Raw genomic sequence first — 20,637 nt, forward strand, 5'->3', positions numbered from 1 at the left:
ATGAAGAATCTGCGGCTGGTGGTGATCAAGGGTGGGAGCGAGCCTGCTCGCGATGGCGGCGGCACATTCAACATCTCTGGTGACTGATACACCGCTATCGCGAGCAAGCTCGCTCCCACAGGGGATCTGTGGTGAATGAAGAATCTGCGGCTGGCGGCGATCAAGGGTGGGAGCGAGCCTGCTCGCGATGGCGGCGGCACATTCAACATCTCGGGTGACTGATACACCGCTATCGCGAGCAAGCTCGCTCCCACAGGGGATCTAAGGTGAATGAAGAATCTTCGGCTGGTGGCGATCAAGGGTGGGAGCGAGCTTGTTCGCGATGGCGGCGGCACATTCACATCTCTGGTGACTGATACACCGCTATCGCGAGCAGGCTCGCTCCCACATGGGGATTTGTGGTGGATGATCGATCGCGCCCAATACGCCACTGTTCCCGTCGGACGACGATGCAGGCAAGATGAAGGCCTGCAAGTCAGAACACAGGAAGCTGATCGTGACCGAAGCGTTTATTGTCGTTCAAACCGCCGAACAAGCCGTGGATCGTCTGGCGGCCCTGCACGAGCGTGCGACCACTGCGCTGAACCAGGCGCTCAAGCGGTACCTCAAGGATCGCATCGAGCCGGATGCCGAACAGCGGGCGTTGTTTCGCTATCCCGCCCTGCGCCTGACCTATCACTGCCATGGCGAAGTCCCGCAAACCACCCGCGCCTACGCCAAGGTCCAGTTGCCGGGCACCTACAGTGTCACCGTCACCCATCCGGCTGCGTTCCGTAAATACCTGCTGGAGCAGTTGGTCCCGCTGATGCACGACTTTACCGTCACCGTCGAAGTGGGTGTCAGCGAGCAGAACATCCCCTATCCCTACGTGGTGGAGCAGGGTGATGAACTGGCCGGCTCCGGTGTGACTGCCGCGGTGCTGGCGCGAGTGTTCCCCAGTACCGACCTGTCGGCCGCCACCGATGGCATTGCCGACGGCCTCTACGACTGGGAAAACACCGACCCGCTACCGCTGGCTCTGTTTGACGCGGCGCGGGTGGACTTTTCCCTGCGTCGGCTGGTGCATTACACCGGCAGCGACTGGCGCCATGTGCAGCCGTGGATCCTGCTGACCAACTATCACCGTTATGTGGATCAGTTCATTGTCCATGGCTTGGAGCAACTGCGCAGTGACCCGCGTTTTGTGCGCATGGTCCTGCCGGGCAACGTGATCATCGAAAAGAGCATGGACCACGGTGAAGCCTCGGCGATCGCCGCGGGCGTGGTCTGGCACCGCTACCAGATGCCGGCCTATCACCTGCAGGCCAGCGACGGCCACGGCGTGACCCTGGTGAACATCGGCGTCGGGCCGTCCAACGCCAAGAACATCACCGACCACCTGGCCGTGCTGCGCCCCCACTGCTGGCTGATGATCGGTCACTGCGGTGGGCTGCGGCAGTCCCAGACCATCGGCGACTACGTGCTGGCCCACGCTTACATGCGTCGCGATGGCATCCTCGACCGGGTCGTGCCGCCGAATATTCCGATCCCGGCCCTGGCTGAAGTGCAGATGGCCTTGCAGCAAGCGGCGGCGAATGTCACCGGTGAAAAGGGCGACGAGCTGAAGAAGCGCCTGCGCACCGGCACTGTGCTGACCTACGACGACCGCAACTGGGAATTGCGCTGGGCCCAGGAGCGTCCGTTGATCAACCTGTCCCGCGCCGTGGCGGTGGACATGGAAAGCGGCACCATCGCCGCTCAGGGATACCGCTTGCGGGTGCCGTACGGCACGTTGCTTTGTGTCTCGGACAAACCGCTGCACAGCGAGATCAAATTGCCGGGTTCGGCCAACGCGTTTTACGAACGGGCGGTCAACCAGCACCTGAAGATCGGCATCGCGGCGCTGGACCTGTTGCGCAACGAACTCAACTCGCTGCACTCGCGCAAGTTGCGCAGCTTCGACGAGCCGCCGTTCCGCTGATGAACTGATCCCGGTTGAAGGGGCAGTGGTTATTTAACGGTCGGGCCACTAGCATGGTCGGCCCAGACCGTTAGATGTTGTGTTTGCCATGCCTCGTCCGCCACGTCCCGCTTCCCGCCGCCCTGGCGCGAAACCTCCCGCATCCGCCCCGCGCCGTGTGGCCAAGGCCCCGCCGGCCGAGCCGAGGCTGATCCTGTTCAACAAACCCTTCGATGTGCTGACGCAGTTCAGTGACGATCAAGGGCGGGCGACGCTCAAGGACTTTATCGACGTGCCCGGCATTTATCCCGCCGGGCGGCTGGATCGCGACAGCGAAGGGTTGCTGCTGCTGACCAACGACGGGCAGCTGCAGGCCCGCATCGCCGACCCCCGGCACAAACTGGCCAAGACCTATTGGGTGCAAGTAGAAGGCGAGCCCAGTGCCGAGCAATTACAGCGTCTGTGCGATGGCGTGGAACTGAACGACGGCATGACCTTGCCCGCACAAGCGCGACAACTGGACGAACCGCAACTATGGCCGCGCAACCCGCCGGTGCGCTTTCGTAAGAGCGTGCCGACCAGTTGGCTGGAACTGGTGATTCGCGAAGGGCGCAACCGTCAGGTACGGCGCATGACCGCCGCGGTGGGCTTGCCGACATTGCGTCTGGTGCGGGTCAGGATCGGTGACTGGACGCTTGAAGGGCTGGATCAGGGACAGTGGAAGGAAGTGCCGGCGCGGTTATAAGGTGCCGGTCTCGATCAGGCCGATCACCACGCTCTTGATGACGAATGCCGCCACGCCCAGTCCCAGCACGAAAAACAGGATGAACGAGCCGAAACGCCCGGCCTTGGACTTCTTCGCCAGATCCCAGACGATAAAACCCATGAAAATGATCAGGATGCTGACAAGGCCAGTCATCATCCACTCTTCGAAAACCACAGGATCCATCGAAACACTCCGGCGTGGGCGAGGTTGAAAAGGCGGGGCGAGTATACGGCATGGAAAGAGGGCGAAGGATTGGGCTGCGACGGTGTGTCGCAGCTATTCATCGCCTGGGCTGACGCAGCGGTGTTCTCTTCAGTCGTGGTGGACGCCGGCCCGCTTGAGCATCTGTTTGCAGCGTTCGGACAAGTGAAACACCCGCAGGTGCTTGCCGGCCTTGCTATAGCGTTCACGCAGGGTCTTGAGCGCCGCGATGGCCGAATAGTCGACAAAGCTCAAGTGACGGCAGTCCAGGGTCACCTGGGACGGATCGTTGGCCGGGTCGAACTGGTTGAGAAAGGGCGTGGTCGAGGCGAAGAACAGGGTGCCGTGCAGGCGATAGAGCTTGCTGCCGTCCGCTTCCAGATGCGTATCGGCGTACAGCTCCCGGGCCTGTTGCCAGGCAAAGTTGAGCGCCGCAATGATAATGCCGCACAGCACGGCGGTGGCCAGATCGGTGAATACCGTGATGGTCGTCACCGCGATGATCACCAACACGTCATTGACGGGCACTTTGTTGATCACCCGCAGCGAGGCCCAGGCAAAGGTCTGCTGGGACACCACGAACATCACGCCTACCAGCGCGGCCAATGGGATGCGTTCGATCAACGGCGACAGAAACAACACGAACAGCAGAACCATCACCCCGGCAATCACGCCGGATAACCGGCCGCGCCCGCCCGAACTCAGGTTGATCACGGTCTGGCCGATCATCGCGCAACCGCCCATGCCGCCGAACAGTCCTGAGGCCATGTTGGCCGCGCCCAACGCTACGCACTCGCGGTCCGGGTAGCCGCGGCTCTCGGTGATCTCGTCGGTCAGGTTCAGGGTCAGCAGGGTTTCCAGCAGGCCGACCATCGCCATCACCACCGCATAGGGCGCGATGATCCGTAAGGTATCCAGGTTCCAGGGAATGTCCGGCCAGACAAAAGCCGGCAGGCCGCCGGCGATATGCGCCATATCACCCAGGGTGCGGGTCGGCAGCCCGAAAAAGTACACCGCTAGGCCAACCCCCAGGATCGCCACCAGGGCCGGCGGAACACTGCGGGTCAGGCGTGGCAACAGGTAGACGATGGCCATGGTCAGCGCCACCAGGCCGATCATCAGGTACAACGGGCCGCCGCTGAGCCAGGTCTCGCCACTCTTGAAGTGCTCCAGTTGCGCCAGCGCAATGATGATCGCCAGGCCGTTGACGAAACCGAGCATTACCGGGTGCGGCACCATGCGCACCAGTTTGCCCAGCCGCAACAGCCCGAACGCCATCATGATCAACCCGCCCAGCAGCACAGTGGCCAGCAGGTATTGCACGCCGTGTTGCACCACCAGCGCGACAATCACCACGGCCATCGATCCCGCCGCGCCAGACACCATGCCTGGCCGCCCGCCGAACAGCGCGGTCAGCGTGCAGATGATGAAAGCGCCGTACAACCCCATCAGTGGGTTGAGATGAGCCACCAGGGCGAACGCGATGCATTCGGGCAGCAAGGCAAAAGAAGTGGTGAGGCCGGCGAGGGCGTCGGCGCGAAGACGTGCTGGTTTCATGATTGTCCTGGCGGGGCAGCGCCTGAGAGTCGACTGCCGTGGGCGTGGTGCAAAAACAGGGTGGGGATGGTACGGAATTGAGTGCGGTGCGGCCAGTGGTTGGTCGTCGTGTGGATGATTTCGGGGCGGCTTCGCAGTGCGCAAGGCGCACGCTTCCTCGCCACGGGAGACGGCCAGGGATGAAAATCCTGCGCTGAATTTACATGGCAGGTGGTGAGCGATGTCCGTCAGCGACATTTCTTGTCTGTGTACGAAAATTACTTTCAGCGCGTTTGAAGATTAATCCTCGAAATGATTTATGAGTTTCACAAACACAACGACGTGACCCCATTCGAGGAGTAACGCATGGCCCCTGCATTCGGTTATTGGCTGTTGGTCTACGCGGCCATCGCCATCATTGCGCTGATCGTTTTGATCGCTCGATATCGGCTTAATCCGTTCATTGTCATTACGCTGGTGTCCATTGGCCTGGCGCTGCTGGCCGGGATGCCGCCGTCCAGTGTGGTCGGGGCGTATGAGGCGGGCGTGGGCAAGACCCTGGGGCACATCGCGCTGGTGGTGGCCTTGGGCACGATGCTCGGCAAGATGATGGCCGAGTCCGGCGGGGCCGAGCGCATGGCGCAAACGCTGATCGAGCGCTTCGGCGAGCGCAACGCCCATTGGGCGATGGTGTGCATTGCCTTCCTGGTGGGGCTGCCGTTGTTTTTCGAAGTCGGCTTCGTGCTGCTGGTGCCCATCGCGTTCACCATTGCCCGGCGCGTGGGCGTGTCGATCCTGATGGTGGGGTTGCCGATGGTCGCCGGTCTCTCGGTGGTGCATGCCCTGGTGCCGCCGCACCCGGCAGCGATGCTGGCGGTGCAGGCGTTCCAGGCCTCGGTGGGGCAGACCTTGCTGTACGCGATTCTGATCGGTATTCCTACCGCGATCATTGCCGGCCCTGTGTATGCCAAGTTCATCGTGCCGCGCATCCAACTGCCGGACGATAACCCGCTGGAGCGCCAATTCCTCGACCGCGAGCCCCGCGCCAATCTGCCAGGTTTCGGGATAACCCTGGGGACCATCCTGCTGCCGGTGGTGCTGATGTTGATCGGCGGTTGGGCCAACCTGATTTCCGAGCCGGGCAGCGGCTTCAATCAGTTCCTGCTGTTCATCGGCAACTCGGTGATTGCCTTGCTGCTGGCGACCCTTCTCAGCTTCTGGACGCTGGGCCTGGCCCAGGGCTTCAACCGTGAGTCGATCCTCAAGTTCACCAATGAATGCCTGGCGCCAACGGCCAGTATTACGTTGCTGGTGGGCGCTGGCGGTGGTTTGAACCGGATCCTGGTGGACGCCGGAGTCACTCAACAAATCGTCGGCCTGGCCCAGGAATTTCAATTATCGCCACTGGTCATGGGCTGGCTGTTCGCCGCCCTGATGCGTGTCGCCACCGGCTCGGCCACGGTGGCGATGACCACGGCCTCCGGTATCGTCGCCCCCGTGGCGATCGGTCTGGGCTATCCCCATCCCGAGCTGCTAGTGCTGGCCACCGGCGCCGGGTCGGTGATCTTTTCCCACGTCAACGACGGCGGCTTCTGGCTGATCAAGGAATACTTCAATATGACCGTCACTCAAACTTTCAAGACCTGGACCGTACTCGAAACGCTGATCTCCCTGGTTGCGTTCGGCCTGACCCTAGGACTTGCGCGCTTGCTTTAATCGCAGCGCTCCAACACAGGTGCCGTCATGGACATCCTTTACCAGATTCGCTCCCGTCAGGATTCCTTCAGCGCCGGCGAAGGAAGAATCGCCCGGCTGATGCTCGACGACGTAGGGTTCGCCGCCTCGGCCAGCCTGGATGAACTGGCCCAGCGGGCCGAAGTCAGCAGCGCCACGCTGTCACGGTTTGCCCGTACCGTTGGCTGCCGCGACCTGCGGGACTTGCGCCTGCAACTGGCCCAGGCCAGTGGCGTCGGCAGCCGGTTTCTCGACCCCGCCGGCGCGCCCGAGCAATCGGCGTTTTATGGGCAGATCGTCGGCGATATCGAGACGACCCTGCGTCAGCACCTGTCGGCATTCGAAGAGTCTCGGTTCAGCGACGCGGTCCGGATGCTCGGCAAGGCGCGGATGATTCACGCGTTCGGGCTCGGCGGTTGGTCGGCGTTGTGCGGCGAGGAGTTGCAGGTACGGCTGGTGCGTTTCGGCTACTCGATTGCCGCCTGCCGGGATCCGGTGATGATGCGCATCACCGCCACCTCATTGAGCCAGGAGCATTTGGTCATCGCCTGTTCACTCACCGGCATCACCCCGGAACTGCTCGGCGCGGTGGAACTGGCGCGCAGTTATGGTGCGCCCATCCTGGCCATCACCCGCGCCGACTCACCGTTGGCCCGACTGGCCGATGTAGTGTTGCCGCTGCAAGGCGCGGAAACCTCGTTCATTTATAAGCCCACGGCGGCGCGCTACGGCATGCTGCTGGCCATCGATGTACTCGCCACCGAGCTTGCGCTGGCCCACCCCGAAGACAATCAAGAGCGTCTGCGGCGAGTCAAACTCGCCCTGGACGATTACCGCGGCGGCGACGATCACTTGCCGCTGGGAGACTGAGATGCTGTACGACACGCTTATCCGCAACGCACGGGTCATCGATGGCAGCAACACTCCCGGTTACAGCGCCGACGTGGCGATCCGTGCCGGTCGCATCGAGCGCATCGCCGACCTGCGCGATGCCCGGGCAATCGAAGAAATAGACGCCGCCGGCCGGGTGCTGGCTCCAGGGTTCATCGATGTGCACACCCACGACGACACGGTGGTCATTCGCCAGCCGCAGATGCTGCCCAAACTCAGCCAGGGCGTGACCACGGTGATTGTCGGCAATTGCGGTATCAGCGCTTCGCCGGTGAGTTTGCGGGGCGAGCCGCCGGACCCGATGAATTTGCTCGGCACCGCCCAAGCGTTCGTCTATCCGCGTTTCGATGATTATCGTTCGGCGGTGGAAGCAGCCACGCCGGCGGTCAACGTGGCGGCGCTGGTGGGGCACACGGCGCTGCGCAGCAACCACATGGATGATTTGTTGCGCACCGCCAGCGTGAGAGAAATCGCCGCCATGCGTCAGCAACTGCGCGAAAGCCTGGAGGCCGGCGCGCTGGGGTTATCCACCGGCCTGGCCTACGCCAACGCATTTTCGGCCTCCACCGATGAAGTCATGCAACTGACCCAAGAGCTGAGCGCATTCGGTGCGGTCTACACCACCCATCTGCGCAGCGAATTCGAACCGGTGCTCGAGGCCATGGACGAAGCGTTCCAGATCGGCCGTCACGCTCGCAGCCCGGTGATCATTTCCCACCTCAAATGTGCGGGTGCCGGTAATTGGGGGCGCAGTCCGCAGGTGCTCGCGGCGCTGGAGAATGCGGCGAAAACCCATCCGGTCGGTTGTGATTGCTACCCCTATGCGGCCAGCTCCTCGACCCTGGATCTCAAGCAGGTGACCGATGCCCATCGCATCACCATCACCTGGTCGACGCCTCATCCGCACATGGGAGGGCGCGATCTGGCTGACATCGCCGCCGAATGGAATGTGCCGCTGCTGGAGGCCGCGCGGCGCCTGCAACCGGCCGGCGCGGTGTACTACGGCATGGACGAAAGCGACGTACGACGAATCCTCGCCCACCCGTTGTCCATGGTCGGCTCCGACGGTTTGCCGGAGGATCCGTTTCCGCATCCGCGCTTGTGGGGGGCTTTCCCGCGGGTGCTGGGGCATTTCAGCCGAGACATCGGGCTGTTTGCGTTGCACACCGCCGTGCACAAAATGACCGGCCTGTCGGCGGCGCGCTTCGGCCTGAAGGACCGTGGGGAAGTTCGGGAAGGGCATTGGGCGGATCTGGTGTTGTTCGATCCTCATACCATCAGGGATGTCGCCGATTTCAACGAGCCGCAACGGGCCGCCGAAGGTATCGATGGGGTTTGGGTCAACGGCGTCTTGAGCTACCGCGAGGGCCGGGCGAATGGGCGCAGGCACGGGCGGTTTCTGGCGCGAGAAGGGGATCTACGCCGTGGATTCAGTTCGTCACCCGGCGCTTGAGAGGTGGAAACACAATGGAATGCCCTTGTGATCTGCTTCTCAGTGGTGGCATTGCGATATTAAAGAAGCCGGTGATATAGCCGAAGCAATGAGTTCAACCCATCTAAACTGGGTCTTTTCAGGGAGCAACCCATGAGCTTCGGTAAAACCACCCCGATCCTGCGGATCTTCGATGAAACCAAGGCATTGGCGTTCTATGTCGACTTCCTGGGATTTACCGTCGACTGGCAACATCGCTTTGGTGACGATTTTCCGCTGTACCTGCAAGTCTCTCGCGACGGATGCGTGCTGCACCTGTCCGAACACCATGGCGACTGCACCCCGGGCTCGGCACTGCGTATCGAAACGGATGAACTGGAAGCTTTCCAGGCGCAACTGCTGGCCAAGCAATACCCCTTCGCCCGCCCTCAGATTCAGGCCATGCCGTGGGGTAGCCAGGACATGACGGTGGTCGATCCGTTTGGCAATCGGTTGGTGTTTACCAATGGGATTAGTGTGTAACGAGGTTGGATACATTGATGGGCGAGCGGGGGCGTTGGGCTAGATCTGCCGCCACGTGTCGAAAGAGCCAAGGTGATGGATCTTTTTGACTGATTGTAATGACATTGCGCAAAGCGCCCATTTCTTCCGGGAAATGGGCGCCTGCCATGATCAAACCCGGAAGTGACTCACCATCATCTGCAACTGATTACCCAAGCGGGCCAGTTCAACACTGGACGCTGCGGTTTCTTCGCTGGCGGCGGCGGTCTGTTCGGACACGTCGCGTACGTTGATGATGCTGCGGCTGATCTCCTCGGCCACGGCGCTTTGCTCTTCGGCGGCGGCAGCGATCTGCTGGTTCATCGACTGGATGTTCGACACTGTGCGGGTGATGTTTTCCAGTGAGACGCCGGCCTTGCGAGTCAGGGCTACGCTGCTGTCGGTGAGGCTGCGGCTGTTGTTCATCACGGCGGCCACTTGTAGGGTGCCGTTCTGCAGACCGGCCACCAGGCCTTCGATTTCCTCGGTGGACTTTTGGGTGCGCTGGGCCAGGCCACGGACTTCGTCGGCAACCACCGCGAAGCCACGACCGGCTTCACCGGCGCGCGCCGCTTCGATTGCCGCGTTCAGGGCCAACAGGTTGGTTTGTTCGGCGACGGCCTTGATCACGTCCATGACACTGCCGATCTTGTCGCTTTCCTGTTGCAGCACGGTCATGGCGTCGGTGGAGCGCTCCACTTCACTGGCCAGGCGCTCGATCTGGGCGATGGCTTCGTTGACCACCTGGTCGCCGGCACGGGCTTCACCGTCTGCCGCGGCGGCTGCCTGGGATGCCTCTTCGGCGTTGCGGGCAACTTCCTGAACCGTGGCGGTCATCTCGTGCATGGCGGTCGCCACCTGATCGGTCTCGACTTTCTGGCTGTTGACGCCGGCGCTGGTCTGCTCGGTTACTGCGGACAATTGTTCGGCAGCACTGGCGATCTGGGTCACGCCATCACGGATGCCGCTGATCAAATCGCGCAGGGTCACGCCCATGCGTGCGATGCCCTGTTGCAGTACGCCCAGCTCATCGCGACGGGTGACGATGAGGTTGTGCGAGAGGTCGCCACTGGCAATGCGATCGACCACGGCCAGGGTTTCGCGCAGCGGTCGGGTGATCTGGCGAGTGATGATGACCGCCGCGATGATGCCTACCAGCAACGCCAACAACGTGCTGACCAATTGCAGGGTGCGGGCCTGGGCGCTTTCGGCATCGCGACGGTCGAGCTGGATCTGATACAGCTGTTCGCTCAGGGAGACGATGGTCGTGCCCTGGTCGGTCATTTCCTTGCGAGCCTGCGCCGCCTCGGCAATGGCCAGGGTGAAAGCCTGGACGGAGCTGCGGTATTGAGTCAGGGCAGCTTCGAGCTGACGCAGCTCACCTTGCCGGGTGCTGGCGAAATACGCATTCAGCGGTTGGAGCGAAGCGAGGGCGGCGTCCAGTTGGGCGACGGCCTTGCGTTCGTTTTCGGGGTTGCTGTTGGCGGTGTAGCCGCGCACTTCATAGCGGGCCAACATGAACGCCTGCTTGGCCTCGGTGATGGCCTGGTACTGTTCCAGGCGCTGGTCGCTCGAGAGCATTTGCTGAACGTCGGTATTGATCGTCTCGATCAGCTGGTAAGCGGTCCCGGCGTTGGCGGTCATCGCGTCGCGGGCGGTGTTGGCGCTGCGGTAGGCGTTGCGCATTTTGTTCAGGGACACCTGATAGGCGCTGATCGTCGCGCTCTGCTCCTTGAGCAGCTTGACGTTTTCCGGGCTCTTGAAGCTGCTCAGCAGCGCGTTCTGTTGCGCAACGAAACTATCGAGGGTGGTTTGCACATTCTGTGCGGCGGTCTCGTCGCCATTGGTGAGCATGTATTGCAGGCGCACGACCCGAAGCTTGGTCAAGCCGGCATTGAGCTTGGTGATGTCGCTCATCCAGTTGCTGCGGTCGATCAGCCCTCCCAGGCTGGTCCAACTGGTCAGCGCCAGGACGCAGGTCAGTACCAGCACCAGGCCAAAGCCCAGGCCCAGTTTCATGTTGACGCTAATGTTGCCAAACCAGCTATTCATCATATTCCTCCAGGAACGTTGTGCTGCTTGATCGTCGGTACGCTGGAAGATTGTTGTTTTTGAGCCAGCTAAAACGTGTAACAGGGCTGTATCGGCTGCCGACTCTGGATCTGAAAGGATTTTTTTGGAGTGTCAGGCATTGGCTGGAGAACTTGCTGCGCGCCTCAGGGTTATCCTGAATTCCAGGCAAAAAAAAGCCCGCGGGAGGGCGGGCTAAAACCTTAGTTTCTTGAATGAGCGAGGGGACTTTACCCAATCACGCGAACGCGTGGGGTGAAGAAAAGTTCATGAGAGGCGGGTGGCAATGAGCAGAGAACGAAGCCCTCAACCTGGATCAGATTGAGGGCTTCTCTCAGCGCCTGACAACCTCACCTCAGATCAAACCGATCCAGGTTCATCACCTTGACCCACGCCGCGATGAAGTCGCTGACGAACTGCTCCTGCGCATCTGCGCTGGCATACACTTCGGCCAGGGCCCGTAGTTGGGCGTTGGAGCCGAAGACCAGATCGACACGAGTGCCGGTCCATTTGACCTGACCGGTCTTGCGGTCGCGGGCTTCGAACGTTTGCTGGTCGTCTGAGAGCGGTTTCCATTCCACGCCCATGTCCAGCAGGTTGACGAAGAAGTCGTTGGTCAACGCACCTGGCCGTTGGGTGAAAACCCCATACCGGGTTTGGCCGACATTGGTCTCGAGCACGCGCAGGCCGCCGATCAGTGCGGTCATTTCCGGTGCACTGAGGGTCAGCAGTTGCGCCTTGTCGATCAGCAGTGCCTCGGCGGATACGCGATACCTGCCCTTTAGGTAGTTGCGAAAGCCATCGGCGATGGGTTCAAGAAAGCCGAACGACTCGACGTCGGTCTGCTCCTGGCTGGCGTCCATACGCCCCGGCGAGAAAGGCACCGTCACGCTGAGCCCGGCATTCTTCGCCGCCTGTTCAATGCCGGCGCTGCCAGCCAGCACGATCAGGTCCGCCAGGGAGATTTTTTTACCACCGGACTGGGCACCGTTGAACTCGTCCCGGATTTTTTCGAGAGTCGCCAGCACCTGCGCCAATTGTTCCGGCTGGTTGGCCGGCCAATCTTTCTGCGGGGCCAGACGCAGCCGGCCACCGTTGGCACCGCCGCGCTTGTCGGAGCCACGGAAGCTGGACGCGGCCGCCCAGGCGGTGGACACCAGTTGTGAAACCGACAGGCCCGAGGCCAACAGTTTGCTTTTAAGGGACGCGATGTCGCTGTCGTTGACCAGAGCATGGTCCACTGCCGGGATAGGGTCCTGCCAGAGCAGCTCTTCGTTGGGCAGTTCCGGGCCGAGGTAGCGCGAGAGCGGGCCCATATCGCGGTGGATCAGCTTGAACCAGGCCCGGGCGAAGGCGTCGGCCAATTGGTCCGGGTTCTCCAGGAAGCGCCGTGAGATTTTTTCGTAGATCGGGTCGAAGCGCAGCGCCAGGTCGGTGGTCAGCATGGTTGGATTGCGACGCTTGGACGGATCGTGGGCGTCTGGGATGATGCCCGCGCCAGCACCGTTTTTCGGGGTCCACTGATGCGCACCGGCCGGGCTCTTGGTCAGCTCCCACTCAAACCCGAACAGGTTCTCCAGATAATTGTTGCTCCAGCGAGTGGGCGTGGTGGTCCAGGTCACTTCCAGGCCACTGGTGATGGTGTCGGGGCCTTTGCCGGTGCCGAATGCGTTCTTCCAGCCCAGGCCCTGTTGTTCCAGGCCGGCGGCTTCAGGCTCGGCGCCGACATTGTCCGCAGGCCCTGCGCCGTGGGTCTTGCCAAAGGCATGGCCGCCGGCAATCAGGGCCACGGTTTCTTCATCGTTCATCGCCATGCGGCCAAAGGTTTCGCGGATATCCAGCCCCGCAGCGACCGGGTCCGGTTGACCCTCGGGGCCTTCCGGGTTGACGTAGATCAGCCCCATCTGCACGGCGGCCAGCGGGTTCTCCAGATTGCGCCCCAGATCGGTACGGCTTTCTTCATTGCCCGGCTCGGCCACCAGTTGTCCTTCGCCGGGATCTTGCATCGCGGCTTTATCCGGCTTGCCGTAGCGGGTGTCGCCGCCCAACCATTTGTTTTCGGAACCCCAGTAGACGTCTTCGTCCGGCTCCCAGACGTCGGGACGACCGCCGGAAAAACCGAAGGTCTTGAAGCCCATGGATTCCAGCGCGACGTTGCCGGTGAGCACGATCAGGTCGGCCCAGGAGATGTTGCGACCGTACTTCTGCTTGATCGGCCATAACAGCCGGCGCGCCTTGTCGAGGCTGACGTTGTCCGGCCAGCTGTTGAGGGGCGCAAAACGCTGTTGGCCGGAGCCTGCGCCACCGCGCCCGTCGCCGGTGCGGTAAGTGCCGGCGCTGTGCCAGGCCATACGGACAAAGAGCGGGCCGTAGTGCCCGAAGTCCGCCGGCCACCAGTCCTGGGAGTCGGTCATCAACGCATTCAGGTCATTTTTCAGGGCCTGGAAATCCAGGCTTTTGAATGCTTCGGCGTAGTTGAAATCCTCGCCCATGGGGTCGGACAGCGGGGAGTGTTGGTGCAGGATTTTCAGATTCAGCTGGTTGGGCCACCAGTCACGGTTTGTGGTGCCACCACCCGCAGCATGATTGAACGGGCATTTCGATTCGTTTGCCATGAGGAGCTACCTTGGTCGTATTCATCCAGCTATCCAGCCCGAGCGGGCTCTATAGCGACAGGTGAAAATCAATACGTAGATGCAGGGCTCACAGTTCGCTCATGATCGTTCGGCCTTCCGGCAATCGACGTCGATTGCCCGCATCGTGGCCCACGGCAAGCCCAGTACGTTTCGAACGCTTTCGTATCTCTTATCAGGTCTGATCCGGCCAGCTTACGCTGGCGCTGAATCAAGGCTAGTCTTTCTGTGGCAGATCGCTAATAGCCGCAGTATTAATGGTTAATAGGCAGATTCTTTTACCCGGCTTGCCGGTCGAGGCAGATGATAGGGCCAGCGCTTGGTTACGGGAGAGGACCGGACCATGAACGAACGCCCCCGCAGCACGGCCATCCACGAAGCCGGCCACGCCTTGGCTTTTTGGTGGAACGGCCAGCCTATAAAACGCGTCACCGTACGCACCCGGGCTGAAGCCCGCGCGGGACCGATGTTCGACCTGCTCGGTCACCCGCAACACGCCGAAGGGTTAGTGGAGGCCGATTACCTCGTCCTGCGCCCGGCCTTCACCGCCCGGGGAATTGCTGAATATTTGCCATCGATGGTCGACTTTATTGAACGCGACCTGATCCATTGCTTTTCAGGGCCTGTGGCCGAAGCGATCTACCGACATCGCCAATCCGACCGGCTGTTCCGAAGCAGTGGCCGCGCAGACCTCGTCCGCGGGCATGAACTGATCAGCCTGCTGCCCCCACGCCTGTTGCTCGACGCCGAATCCCGAGCCATCGCCCGTAGCAGTTGCCTTGTGCATCGTTACTGGTTTGCCGTCCGCGCGGTGGCGGACCTTTTGCAGGAGCAGGGGGCGATCGAGGGAGAGACCGTCACCGCACTGCTGCACGAGATTACTGGGGAGGCGCCGGTGCGGTTGGGGAATGAGGTGAGGAGTCTTGATGCTTGAGTTGTAGCGGATGATGTAAAAGCTTGGTGATGCCGGGGTTTGTGGGGGGAGCGTTGGCTGTGGCAAGCGGCAACCGAGCGGCTTACCATGCCAAGTAGAGGCCAAGGGAGCGAACTCATGCAAACGCTCAAAGTTGCAATCGCCGGATTCGGCGGCGTCGGACGTGCCACAGCCGACCTGCTCCTGTCCCGACGCGAGCGCTATCGCCAGGTTTACGGCGTGGACGTTAGCCTGGTCGCGGTGTGCGGATCACGTGCAGGCCTGGCTGACGCGAACGGCCTGCACGCGCATCAGTTGAATGCACTGCAGGCGGGTCTTTCAGGGCCGGATTTCGTGATGGCGAGCGGCGCAGACGTTCTTATCGAGGCAGGGCCGAGCGATTTTCGCAGCGGCGAGCCGGGTCTTGCCTACCTTCGTACGGCGCTGTCGGCCGGTCTGGACTGCATCGTTATATCGAAGGGCGCTCTGGTCCACAGCGGGCGACAATTGCGCGAACTCGCGCAGGCCTCGGGGGCGATGCTCAAACTCAGTGGTGCAGCCGCTGCCGCCCTGCCGACACTCGATCTTCTCGACCATAGCCTGGCCGGCTGCAAGGTGCTCGCCCTCGAGGGCATCCTCAATGCCACGACCAACTACCTGCTTGACGCCATGAGCACACAGGGCCTCAGCTTCGATGCGGCGTTGCGTGAAGCGCAGGCAGGAGGGTTCGCCGAAGCTGACCCGCGCAACGACACGGAAGGCTGGGATACCGCGTGCAAGCTCCTGCTACTGGCCAACTTCGGTCTTGGTGCCGATCTGACGATGGACGACCTGGTGGTCGATGGCATTCAGTCAGTCACGGCAGAGCGCATCGAGGCGTGGCGCGAGAGGGGGCTCGTTCCCAAGCTGATCGCCAGCCTCACCTGCGCAGACGGTGTTATCCGCGCCAGCGTCGGCATCAAGGCCTATCCGCTGTCCGACCCGTTCGCCCACGTCAGCGCAAAGAGCAAAGCGATCCGTATCAGCAGCGACGCAATGGGCGAGACGCTGGCAATCGGCTGTGGCGCTGAGCCGATCGCCACCGCAGCGGCCGCGCTGAAGGACCTCGAACACATCCTCATGGCCAGGACTGCTCGGTACTCATCTCTTTCGCAACCCCCATCCTGACCCTGCGTACCTTGCCACTGTGCCGCAATCAGGCCTTCTCCCATGGGCCAAACGTACTCGGTCTGCAGTTTTTCATCCCGAAGTCCGTGGCGCACGATTCGAGCACTGGTTACTGGGGCATGCGAGTGGGCTGGCCACGTCAGGCATGGACCCTGTCAAGAAGGGCCCGTAGAAACCAACGGCCCTAAAGCCACACATTCACCGCATAAATGTTCCAGAACCGTAAGCCTGTCCAATTCGCAGGCATCCGCTCTGGAGATAGTACCCATGGCTTTCAGCAAGATTGAGGGACTGAGGGCCTACTAAAAATTGGCCTATCTACGACATCGCCATGACTGCAGCACTGCGTTTACGCCATGGCGATCATCAGCATTCACGCGCGAACACACCAGGTGATTGAAATGACCAATCCAAAACTCGAAGTGCTGACACCAAGCAATTGCCAAGTGATCTTCATCGATCAACAGCCGCAAATGGCATTTGGGGTACAAAGCATTGATCGGCAGACATTGAAGAACAACACCGTGGGCCTGGCCAAGGCCGCGAAGATTTTCTCTATTCCAACCATCATCACCACGGTCGAAACAGAAAGCTTTTCGGGTCATACCTATCCGGAATTACTGGCCGTTTTTCCTGAGGCACCGATCCTTGAGCGTACCTCGATGAACTCCTGGGACGACCAGAAAGTACGCGATGCGCTGAAAAAGAATGGCCGTAACAAGGTGATCGTCTCTGGCTTGTGGACCGAAGTCTGCAATACGACTTTCGCACTGTCCGCGATGCATGATGCCGGCTATGAAATTTATATGGTGGCCGACGCCTCTGGCGGTACCAGCCAAGCTGCGCACGATTACTCCATGCAACGCATGATTCAGGCTGGAGTTGTCCCAGTGACCTGGCAGCAAGTTCTGCTGGAGTGGCAGCGTGACTGGAAGAACCGCGATACCTACGACGCCGTTATGGCATTGGTCAAAGAGCACTCTGGCGCATATGGCATGGGCGTCGACTACGCCTACACCATGGTGCACAAGGCTCCTGAGCGGGTAACACACGGGCCGACGCTGGAGCCTGTTGCGGCGAAGATCTGACCTCTGTCGGGTCGGCACTATAGGTCGACCCGACTTCAAATCAGTTCGGGTCTACCCGCCGTAACGGAGCTGGCTGGATTCGAGTGATCGCCAGGCGCCTGGCTCAACCCACAACGCCACGAGGAATGATCATGAGTGAAGATCTGTCAGACAAAGGCCGTCGCCGGTTTCTCGCTACCAGCTCCGTTCTCGGAGCCGCGGGCGCACTCTGGTCTGCCCTGCCTTTTGCCGGCTCCGCCGGCAGCTCTTTCGCCAACCCTGCGGGAGGTTCCATGGAAGCCGATCTGATTCTTTACAACGGCCGTCTGCACACCGTGGATCGTGAAAAGCCGCAAGCAACAGCTGTGGCCATTAAGGACGGAAAGTTCATCGCCGTGGGCAGCGACGCAGAGGCCATGGCGGTCCGCGGTGATGCGACCCAGGTTGTCGACTTGCAAAAGCGTACGGTGATCCCAGGTCTCAATGACTCGCACCTGCACCTGATCCGTGGTGGCCTGAATTACAACCTGGAACTGCGCTGGGAGGGTGTTCCATCTCTCGCTGACGCGTTGCGGATGCTCAAGGATCAGGCTGATCGCACGCCTGCTCCGCAGTGGGTTCGGGTCGTGGGGGGCTGGAATGAATTCCAGTTTGCCGAGCGTCGCCTGCCTACCCTGGACGAATTGAACAAGGCCGCACCAGATACGCCGGTATTCGTTCTGCACCTTTATGACCGCGCCCTCCTGAATCGGGCGGCACTGCGCGTTGTCGGCTATACCCGCGACACGCCTAATCCGCCGGGCGGAGAGATTGTCCGCGACAGCAATGGCGATCCCACCGGCATGCTGGTAGCCAAACCCAACGCGATGATTCTTTATTCGACCTTGGCCAAGGGGCCAAAACTGCCGCTGGAATACCAGGTCAACTCGACACGCCAGTTTATGCGCGAACTTAACCGCCTTGGCGTGACCAGTGCCATCGATGCTGGTGGTGGTTTTCAGAACTATCCGGACGACTATGAAGTGGTCCGCGAGCTGGCCAAGCACAACCAGTTGAGCGTGCGCATCGCCTACAACCTGTTCACCCAGAAACCCAAGGAAGAGCTGACCGACTTCAAGAACTGGAGCGCCATGGTCAAGCCTGGCGATGGCGATAACTTCTTCCGGCACAACGGTGCCGGCGAGATGCTGGTGTTCTCTGCCGCAGACTTCGAAGACTTCCTTGAACCTCGGCCTGACCTTGCGCCGACTATGGAGCAGGACCTGGAACCCGTGGTCCGTCACTTGGTCGAGCAGCGCTGGCCGTTCCGGCTGCACGCGACCTACGACGAATCCATTTCGCGAATGCTCGATGTGTTCGAGCGAGTCAATCGCGACATTCCGTTCAATGGCCTGCCATGGTTCTTCGATCACGCTGAAACCATCAGTCCGAAGAACATCGAGCGGGTACGCACCCTTGGCGGTGGCATTGCCATTCAGGACCGCATGGCCTTCCAAGGCGAGTATTTCGTCGACCGCTACGGCAGCAAGGCCGCCGAACAGACCCCGCCAATTCAACGCATGCTGGCTGAAGGCGTTCCAGTTGGTGCAGGGACTGATGCAACTCGCGTCTCCAGCTACAACCCCTGGACCTCGCTTTATTGGCTGGTCAGCGGCCGAACCGTTGGAGGGCTGGAGCTGTACCCCAACGGCCTTTCGCGTGACACCGCCCTGCAGCTCTTTACCCATGGCAGTGCCTGGTTTTCGTCAGAGCAAGGCAAGAAGGGCCAGATCAAGATCGGGCAACTGGCCGACCTCACGGCCCTGTCGGCGGACTTCTTCAGTGTCGAGGAAGAGGCGATCAAGTGGATCGAGTCGGTGCTGACCGTCGTCGACGGCAAAGTGGTCTACGGCGCCGCGGAATTCGACCAGCTGTCGCCGCCGAGCCTGCCGGTCATGCCGGACTGGTCACCGGTTGCCAAGGTACCCGGCCACTGGCGTCCCGCTTCACCGCTGCTGACTCAGGTGCATCAATGCTCAGGCCCTTGCGCGGTGCATGCGCATAGCCATGACAAGGTGCGTCGGTCATCCGTACCCGTCAGTGACTACCAAGGTTTCTGGGGTGCCTTCGGCTGCTCCTGCTTCGCTTTCTGAACATGGACACGACTATCGAAAAGCGCTCCCCCTGGAGCGCGCTGCGCCATAGCACTTTCCGCTGGCTATGGCTGGCCAGCATTGCCTCCAACATCGGCACTTGGATGCACGAAGTAGGGGCCGGCTGGTTGATGACGACGCTGTCAGCCAGCCCCATGCACGTTGCCTTGGTGCAGGTTGCAGGCTCCGCGCCGATGTTCTTTCTTGCTCTTCCAGCGGGAGCCATGGCCGACATCGTCGACAAGCGTCGCTACCTGCTTATGGTGCAAGTGTGGATGGCCGCGGTGGCGATGCTCCTGGCTCTGCTCACGCTAAACGGCATGATGACCGTCGCGCTGCTGCTCCTCCTGACCCTGAGCATGGGCGTGGGGACTGCACTGATGATGCCGGCCTGGTCAGCTTTGACGCCCGAACTGGTCGACAAGCGCGACCTCGGTTCGGCCATCGCCCTGTCCAGCCTTGGCATCAACGTCGCCCGGGCAATCGGACCGGCAATTGCCGGGGTACTGGTCAGCCTCACCGGCCCCTGGGCCACCTTCGCGCTGAACGCCGTATCGTTCCTCGCGGTGATGGCGGTGCTGTATACCTGGAAACGCGAGCAGACACCTGCGTTGTTCCCGGCGGAACGGCTGCTCGGTGCCATGCGCGCAGGCTGGCGCTACAGCCGCAGCTCCCAGCCGTTGCAAGCGGTGCTGGTGCGGTCGGCGGCGTTCTTCGTCGGTGCCAGTGCCGGCATGTCGCTGCTGCCGCTGATCGTACGCGCTGAACTGAACGGCAGCGCCAGCGATTTCGGTCTGCTGCTCGGCAGTGTCGGCGTCGGTGCAGTGCTCGGCGCTACTTTACTGCCGCGCATCCGTGATGCGGTGAACCCCGATCACCTGGTGGCCGGCTCCAGCCTGCTCTACGCCCTGGTGCTTTGCGCGCTGGCCGGGGTGCGCAACCTGTACTGGCTTATACCGGTGATGATGATCAGTGGCGCGGCCTGGATCGCCGTGTTATCGAGCCTGCAAATGGCAGCACAGACTTCCGTACCCAACTGGGTGCGGGCGCGGGCACTGTCGGTATACATCCTGGTGTTCTTCGGCAGCATGGCGGCCGGCGGCGCGCTGTGGGGCTTCGTCGCCAGCCACCTGTCGATCAGCCTCACCCTGCTGATCGCTGGCGGGGTTCTGCTGGTGGGCATCGTACTGACCCTGCACTTCCATTTGCCGGTCACCGAGACCGAAGACCTGGCCCCGTCCCTGCACTGGCCTGCACCGATCCTTGCCGATGACCAGGACCAGGAACGCGGTCCAGTGATGGTCACCCTTGAGTATCAAGTCGACCCGTCGCAGGCAGAACAGTTTCGCCTTGCCATGCTGGATGTACGCAGCATGCGAATGCGCAATGGTGCCTTTTCCTGGGGGCTGGTCCAGGACAGTGAGCATCCGCAACGTTGGCTGGAGTTTTTCTTTGATGAGTCCTGGCTTGAACATCTGCGCCACCACGGCCGGGTAACCCGTGCCGAACAACGCATCGAGGCTGCGGCTCGCCAGTTCCAAGCGGTCGGGGTCGCCATACGCATTCATCACTACCTGACCCCCACTAAGTCCCACACCTGAGCGCATTCACAAAGG

The 20,637-nt window shown here is 61.5% G+C and carries 15 protein-coding genes and 1 pseudogene; 11 read left to right on the top strand and 5 right to left on the bottom strand.

Translation table 11 applies throughout. The annotated features are described in order from the left end of the window. Nucleotides 1–460: 460 nt before the first annotated feature. The gene (amn, locus tag PSEUDOMOFG3G_RS01875; protein WP_160893475.1) at nt 461–1,960 is read left to right on the top strand and encodes an AMP nucleosidase; all 1,500 of its coding nucleotides are present in this window, start codon (nt 461–463) and stop codon (nt 1,958–1,960) included. Nucleotides 1,961–2,117: 157 nt separating this feature from the next. Then, a complete protein-coding gene (locus tag PSEUDOMOFG3G_RS01880; protein ID WP_171061311.1) occupies nt 2,118–2,684 on the top strand; it encodes a pseudouridine synthase in 567 nt (188 codons plus the stop codon). On the opposite strand, the gene PSEUDOMOFG3G_RS01885 is transcribed toward PSEUDOMOFG3G_RS01880, so the two are convergent. Next, entirely contained in the window at nt 2,679–2,888 is a 210-nt protein-coding gene (locus PSEUDOMOFG3G_RS01885) for a DUF2788 domain-containing protein (protein ID WP_047230243.1), read from the bottom strand. The two genes, PSEUDOMOFG3G_RS01880 and PSEUDOMOFG3G_RS01885, sit on opposite strands and share 6 nt — an antisense overlap. Before the next feature lie 129 nt (nt 2,889–3,017). Then, nucleotides 3,018–4,463: a SulP family inorganic anion transporter gene (locus tag PSEUDOMOFG3G_RS01890; RefSeq protein ID WP_107321825.1), complete on the bottom strand. Its 1,446-nt coding sequence runs from the start codon at nt 4,461–4,463 to the stop codon at nt 3,018–3,020. Nucleotides 4,464–4,808: 345 nt separating this feature from the next. Between PSEUDOMOFG3G_RS01890 and PSEUDOMOFG3G_RS01895 the strand changes: the two genes are divergently transcribed. The 4 genes from PSEUDOMOFG3G_RS01895 to PSEUDOMOFG3G_RS01910 all read left to right on the top strand — a co-directional run bounded on the left by PSEUDOMOFG3G_RS01895 (nt 4,809) and on the right by PSEUDOMOFG3G_RS01910 (nt 9,021). Beyond that, a complete protein-coding gene (locus tag PSEUDOMOFG3G_RS01895) occupies nt 4,809–6,158 on the top strand; it encodes a gluconate:H+ symporter (protein WP_047230241.1) in 1,350 nt (449 codons plus the stop codon). A gap of 27 nt (nt 6,159–6,185) precedes the next feature. Next, nucleotides 6,186–7,046 carry a MurR/RpiR family transcriptional regulator gene (locus tag PSEUDOMOFG3G_RS01900; RefSeq protein WP_047230240.1) on the top strand — a complete coding sequence of 287 codons (861 nt, stop codon included), beginning with the start codon at nt 6,186–6,188 and terminating at the stop codon, nt 7,044–7,046. Between the two features lies 1 nt (nt 7,047). Then, on the top strand, nt 7,048–8,520 hold the full coding sequence (locus tag PSEUDOMOFG3G_RS01905; RefSeq protein WP_139049093.1) for an amidohydrolase family protein: 1,473 nt from the start codon (nt 7,048–7,050) through the stop codon (nt 8,518–8,520). Between the two features lie 132 nt (nt 8,521–8,652). Continuing rightward, nucleotides 8,653–9,021 (top strand): glyoxalase superfamily protein, encoded by a 369-nt coding sequence (locus tag PSEUDOMOFG3G_RS01910; protein ID WP_047230238.1) that lies wholly within the window; start codon nt 8,653–8,655, stop codon nt 9,019–9,021. A gap of 150 nt (nt 9,022–9,171) precedes the next feature. Here the strand turns inward: PSEUDOMOFG3G_RS01910 and PSEUDOMOFG3G_RS28275 are convergent, their stop codons facing one another. From PSEUDOMOFG3G_RS28275 to katG, 3 genes and pseudogenes are all read right to left on the bottom strand, one after another. After that, complete coding sequence (locus tag PSEUDOMOFG3G_RS28275) at nt 9,172–10,035, bottom strand: methyl-accepting chemotaxis protein (protein ID WP_373685060.1); 864 nt, start codon at nt 10,033–10,035, stop codon at nt 9,172–9,174. Nucleotides 10,036–10,077: 42 nt separating this feature from the next. Continuing rightward, nucleotides 10,078–11,094: pseudogene (locus tag PSEUDOMOFG3G_RS28280) on the bottom strand (methyl-accepting chemotaxis protein); the annotation flags it as partial. Between the two features lie 365 nt (nt 11,095–11,459). Beyond that, nucleotides 11,460–13,724: a catalase/peroxidase HPI gene (katG, locus tag PSEUDOMOFG3G_RS01920; protein WP_139049095.1), complete on the bottom strand. Its 2,265-nt coding sequence runs from the start codon at nt 13,722–13,724 to the stop codon at nt 11,460–11,462. A 361-nt stretch (nt 13,725–14,085) separates the two neighbouring features. Between katG and PSEUDOMOFG3G_RS01925 the strand changes: the two genes are divergently transcribed. The 5 genes from PSEUDOMOFG3G_RS01925 to PSEUDOMOFG3G_RS01945 all read left to right on the top strand — a co-directional run bounded on the left by PSEUDOMOFG3G_RS01925 (nt 14,086) and on the right by PSEUDOMOFG3G_RS01945 (nt 20,622). Then, nucleotides 14,086–14,676, top strand: coding sequence for a hypothetical protein (locus PSEUDOMOFG3G_RS01925; RefSeq protein ID WP_107321829.1), 591 nt, complete (start codon nt 14,086–14,088; stop codon nt 14,674–14,676). Nucleotides 14,677–14,793: 117 nt separating this feature from the next. Further along, entirely contained in the window at nt 14,794–15,822 is a 1,029-nt protein-coding gene (locus tag PSEUDOMOFG3G_RS01930; RefSeq protein WP_139049096.1) for a homoserine dehydrogenase, read from the top strand. A 401-nt stretch (nt 15,823–16,223) separates the two neighbouring features. Then, nucleotides 16,224–16,910 (top strand): hydrolase, encoded by a 687-nt coding sequence (locus PSEUDOMOFG3G_RS01935; RefSeq protein WP_047230248.1) that lies wholly within the window; start codon nt 16,224–16,226, stop codon nt 16,908–16,910. Nucleotides 16,911–17,182: 272 nt separating this feature from the next. After that, nucleotides 17,183–19,021 (top strand): amidohydrolase, encoded by a 1,839-nt coding sequence (locus tag PSEUDOMOFG3G_RS01940; protein WP_171061314.1) that lies wholly within the window; start codon nt 17,183–17,185, stop codon nt 19,019–19,021. Nucleotides 19,022–19,023: 2 nt separating this feature from the next. Continuing rightward, complete coding sequence (locus PSEUDOMOFG3G_RS01945) at nt 19,024–20,622, top strand: MFS transporter (RefSeq protein ID WP_139049098.1); 1,599 nt, start codon at nt 19,024–19,026, stop codon at nt 20,620–20,622. Nucleotides 20,623–20,637: the final 15 nt, after the last annotated feature.

This window comes from Pseudomonas sp. FG-3G, from assembly GCF_901007645.1.
Lineage (GTDB): Bacteria > Pseudomonadota > Gammaproteobacteria > Pseudomonadales > Pseudomonadaceae > Aquipseudomonas > Aquipseudomonas rhizophila.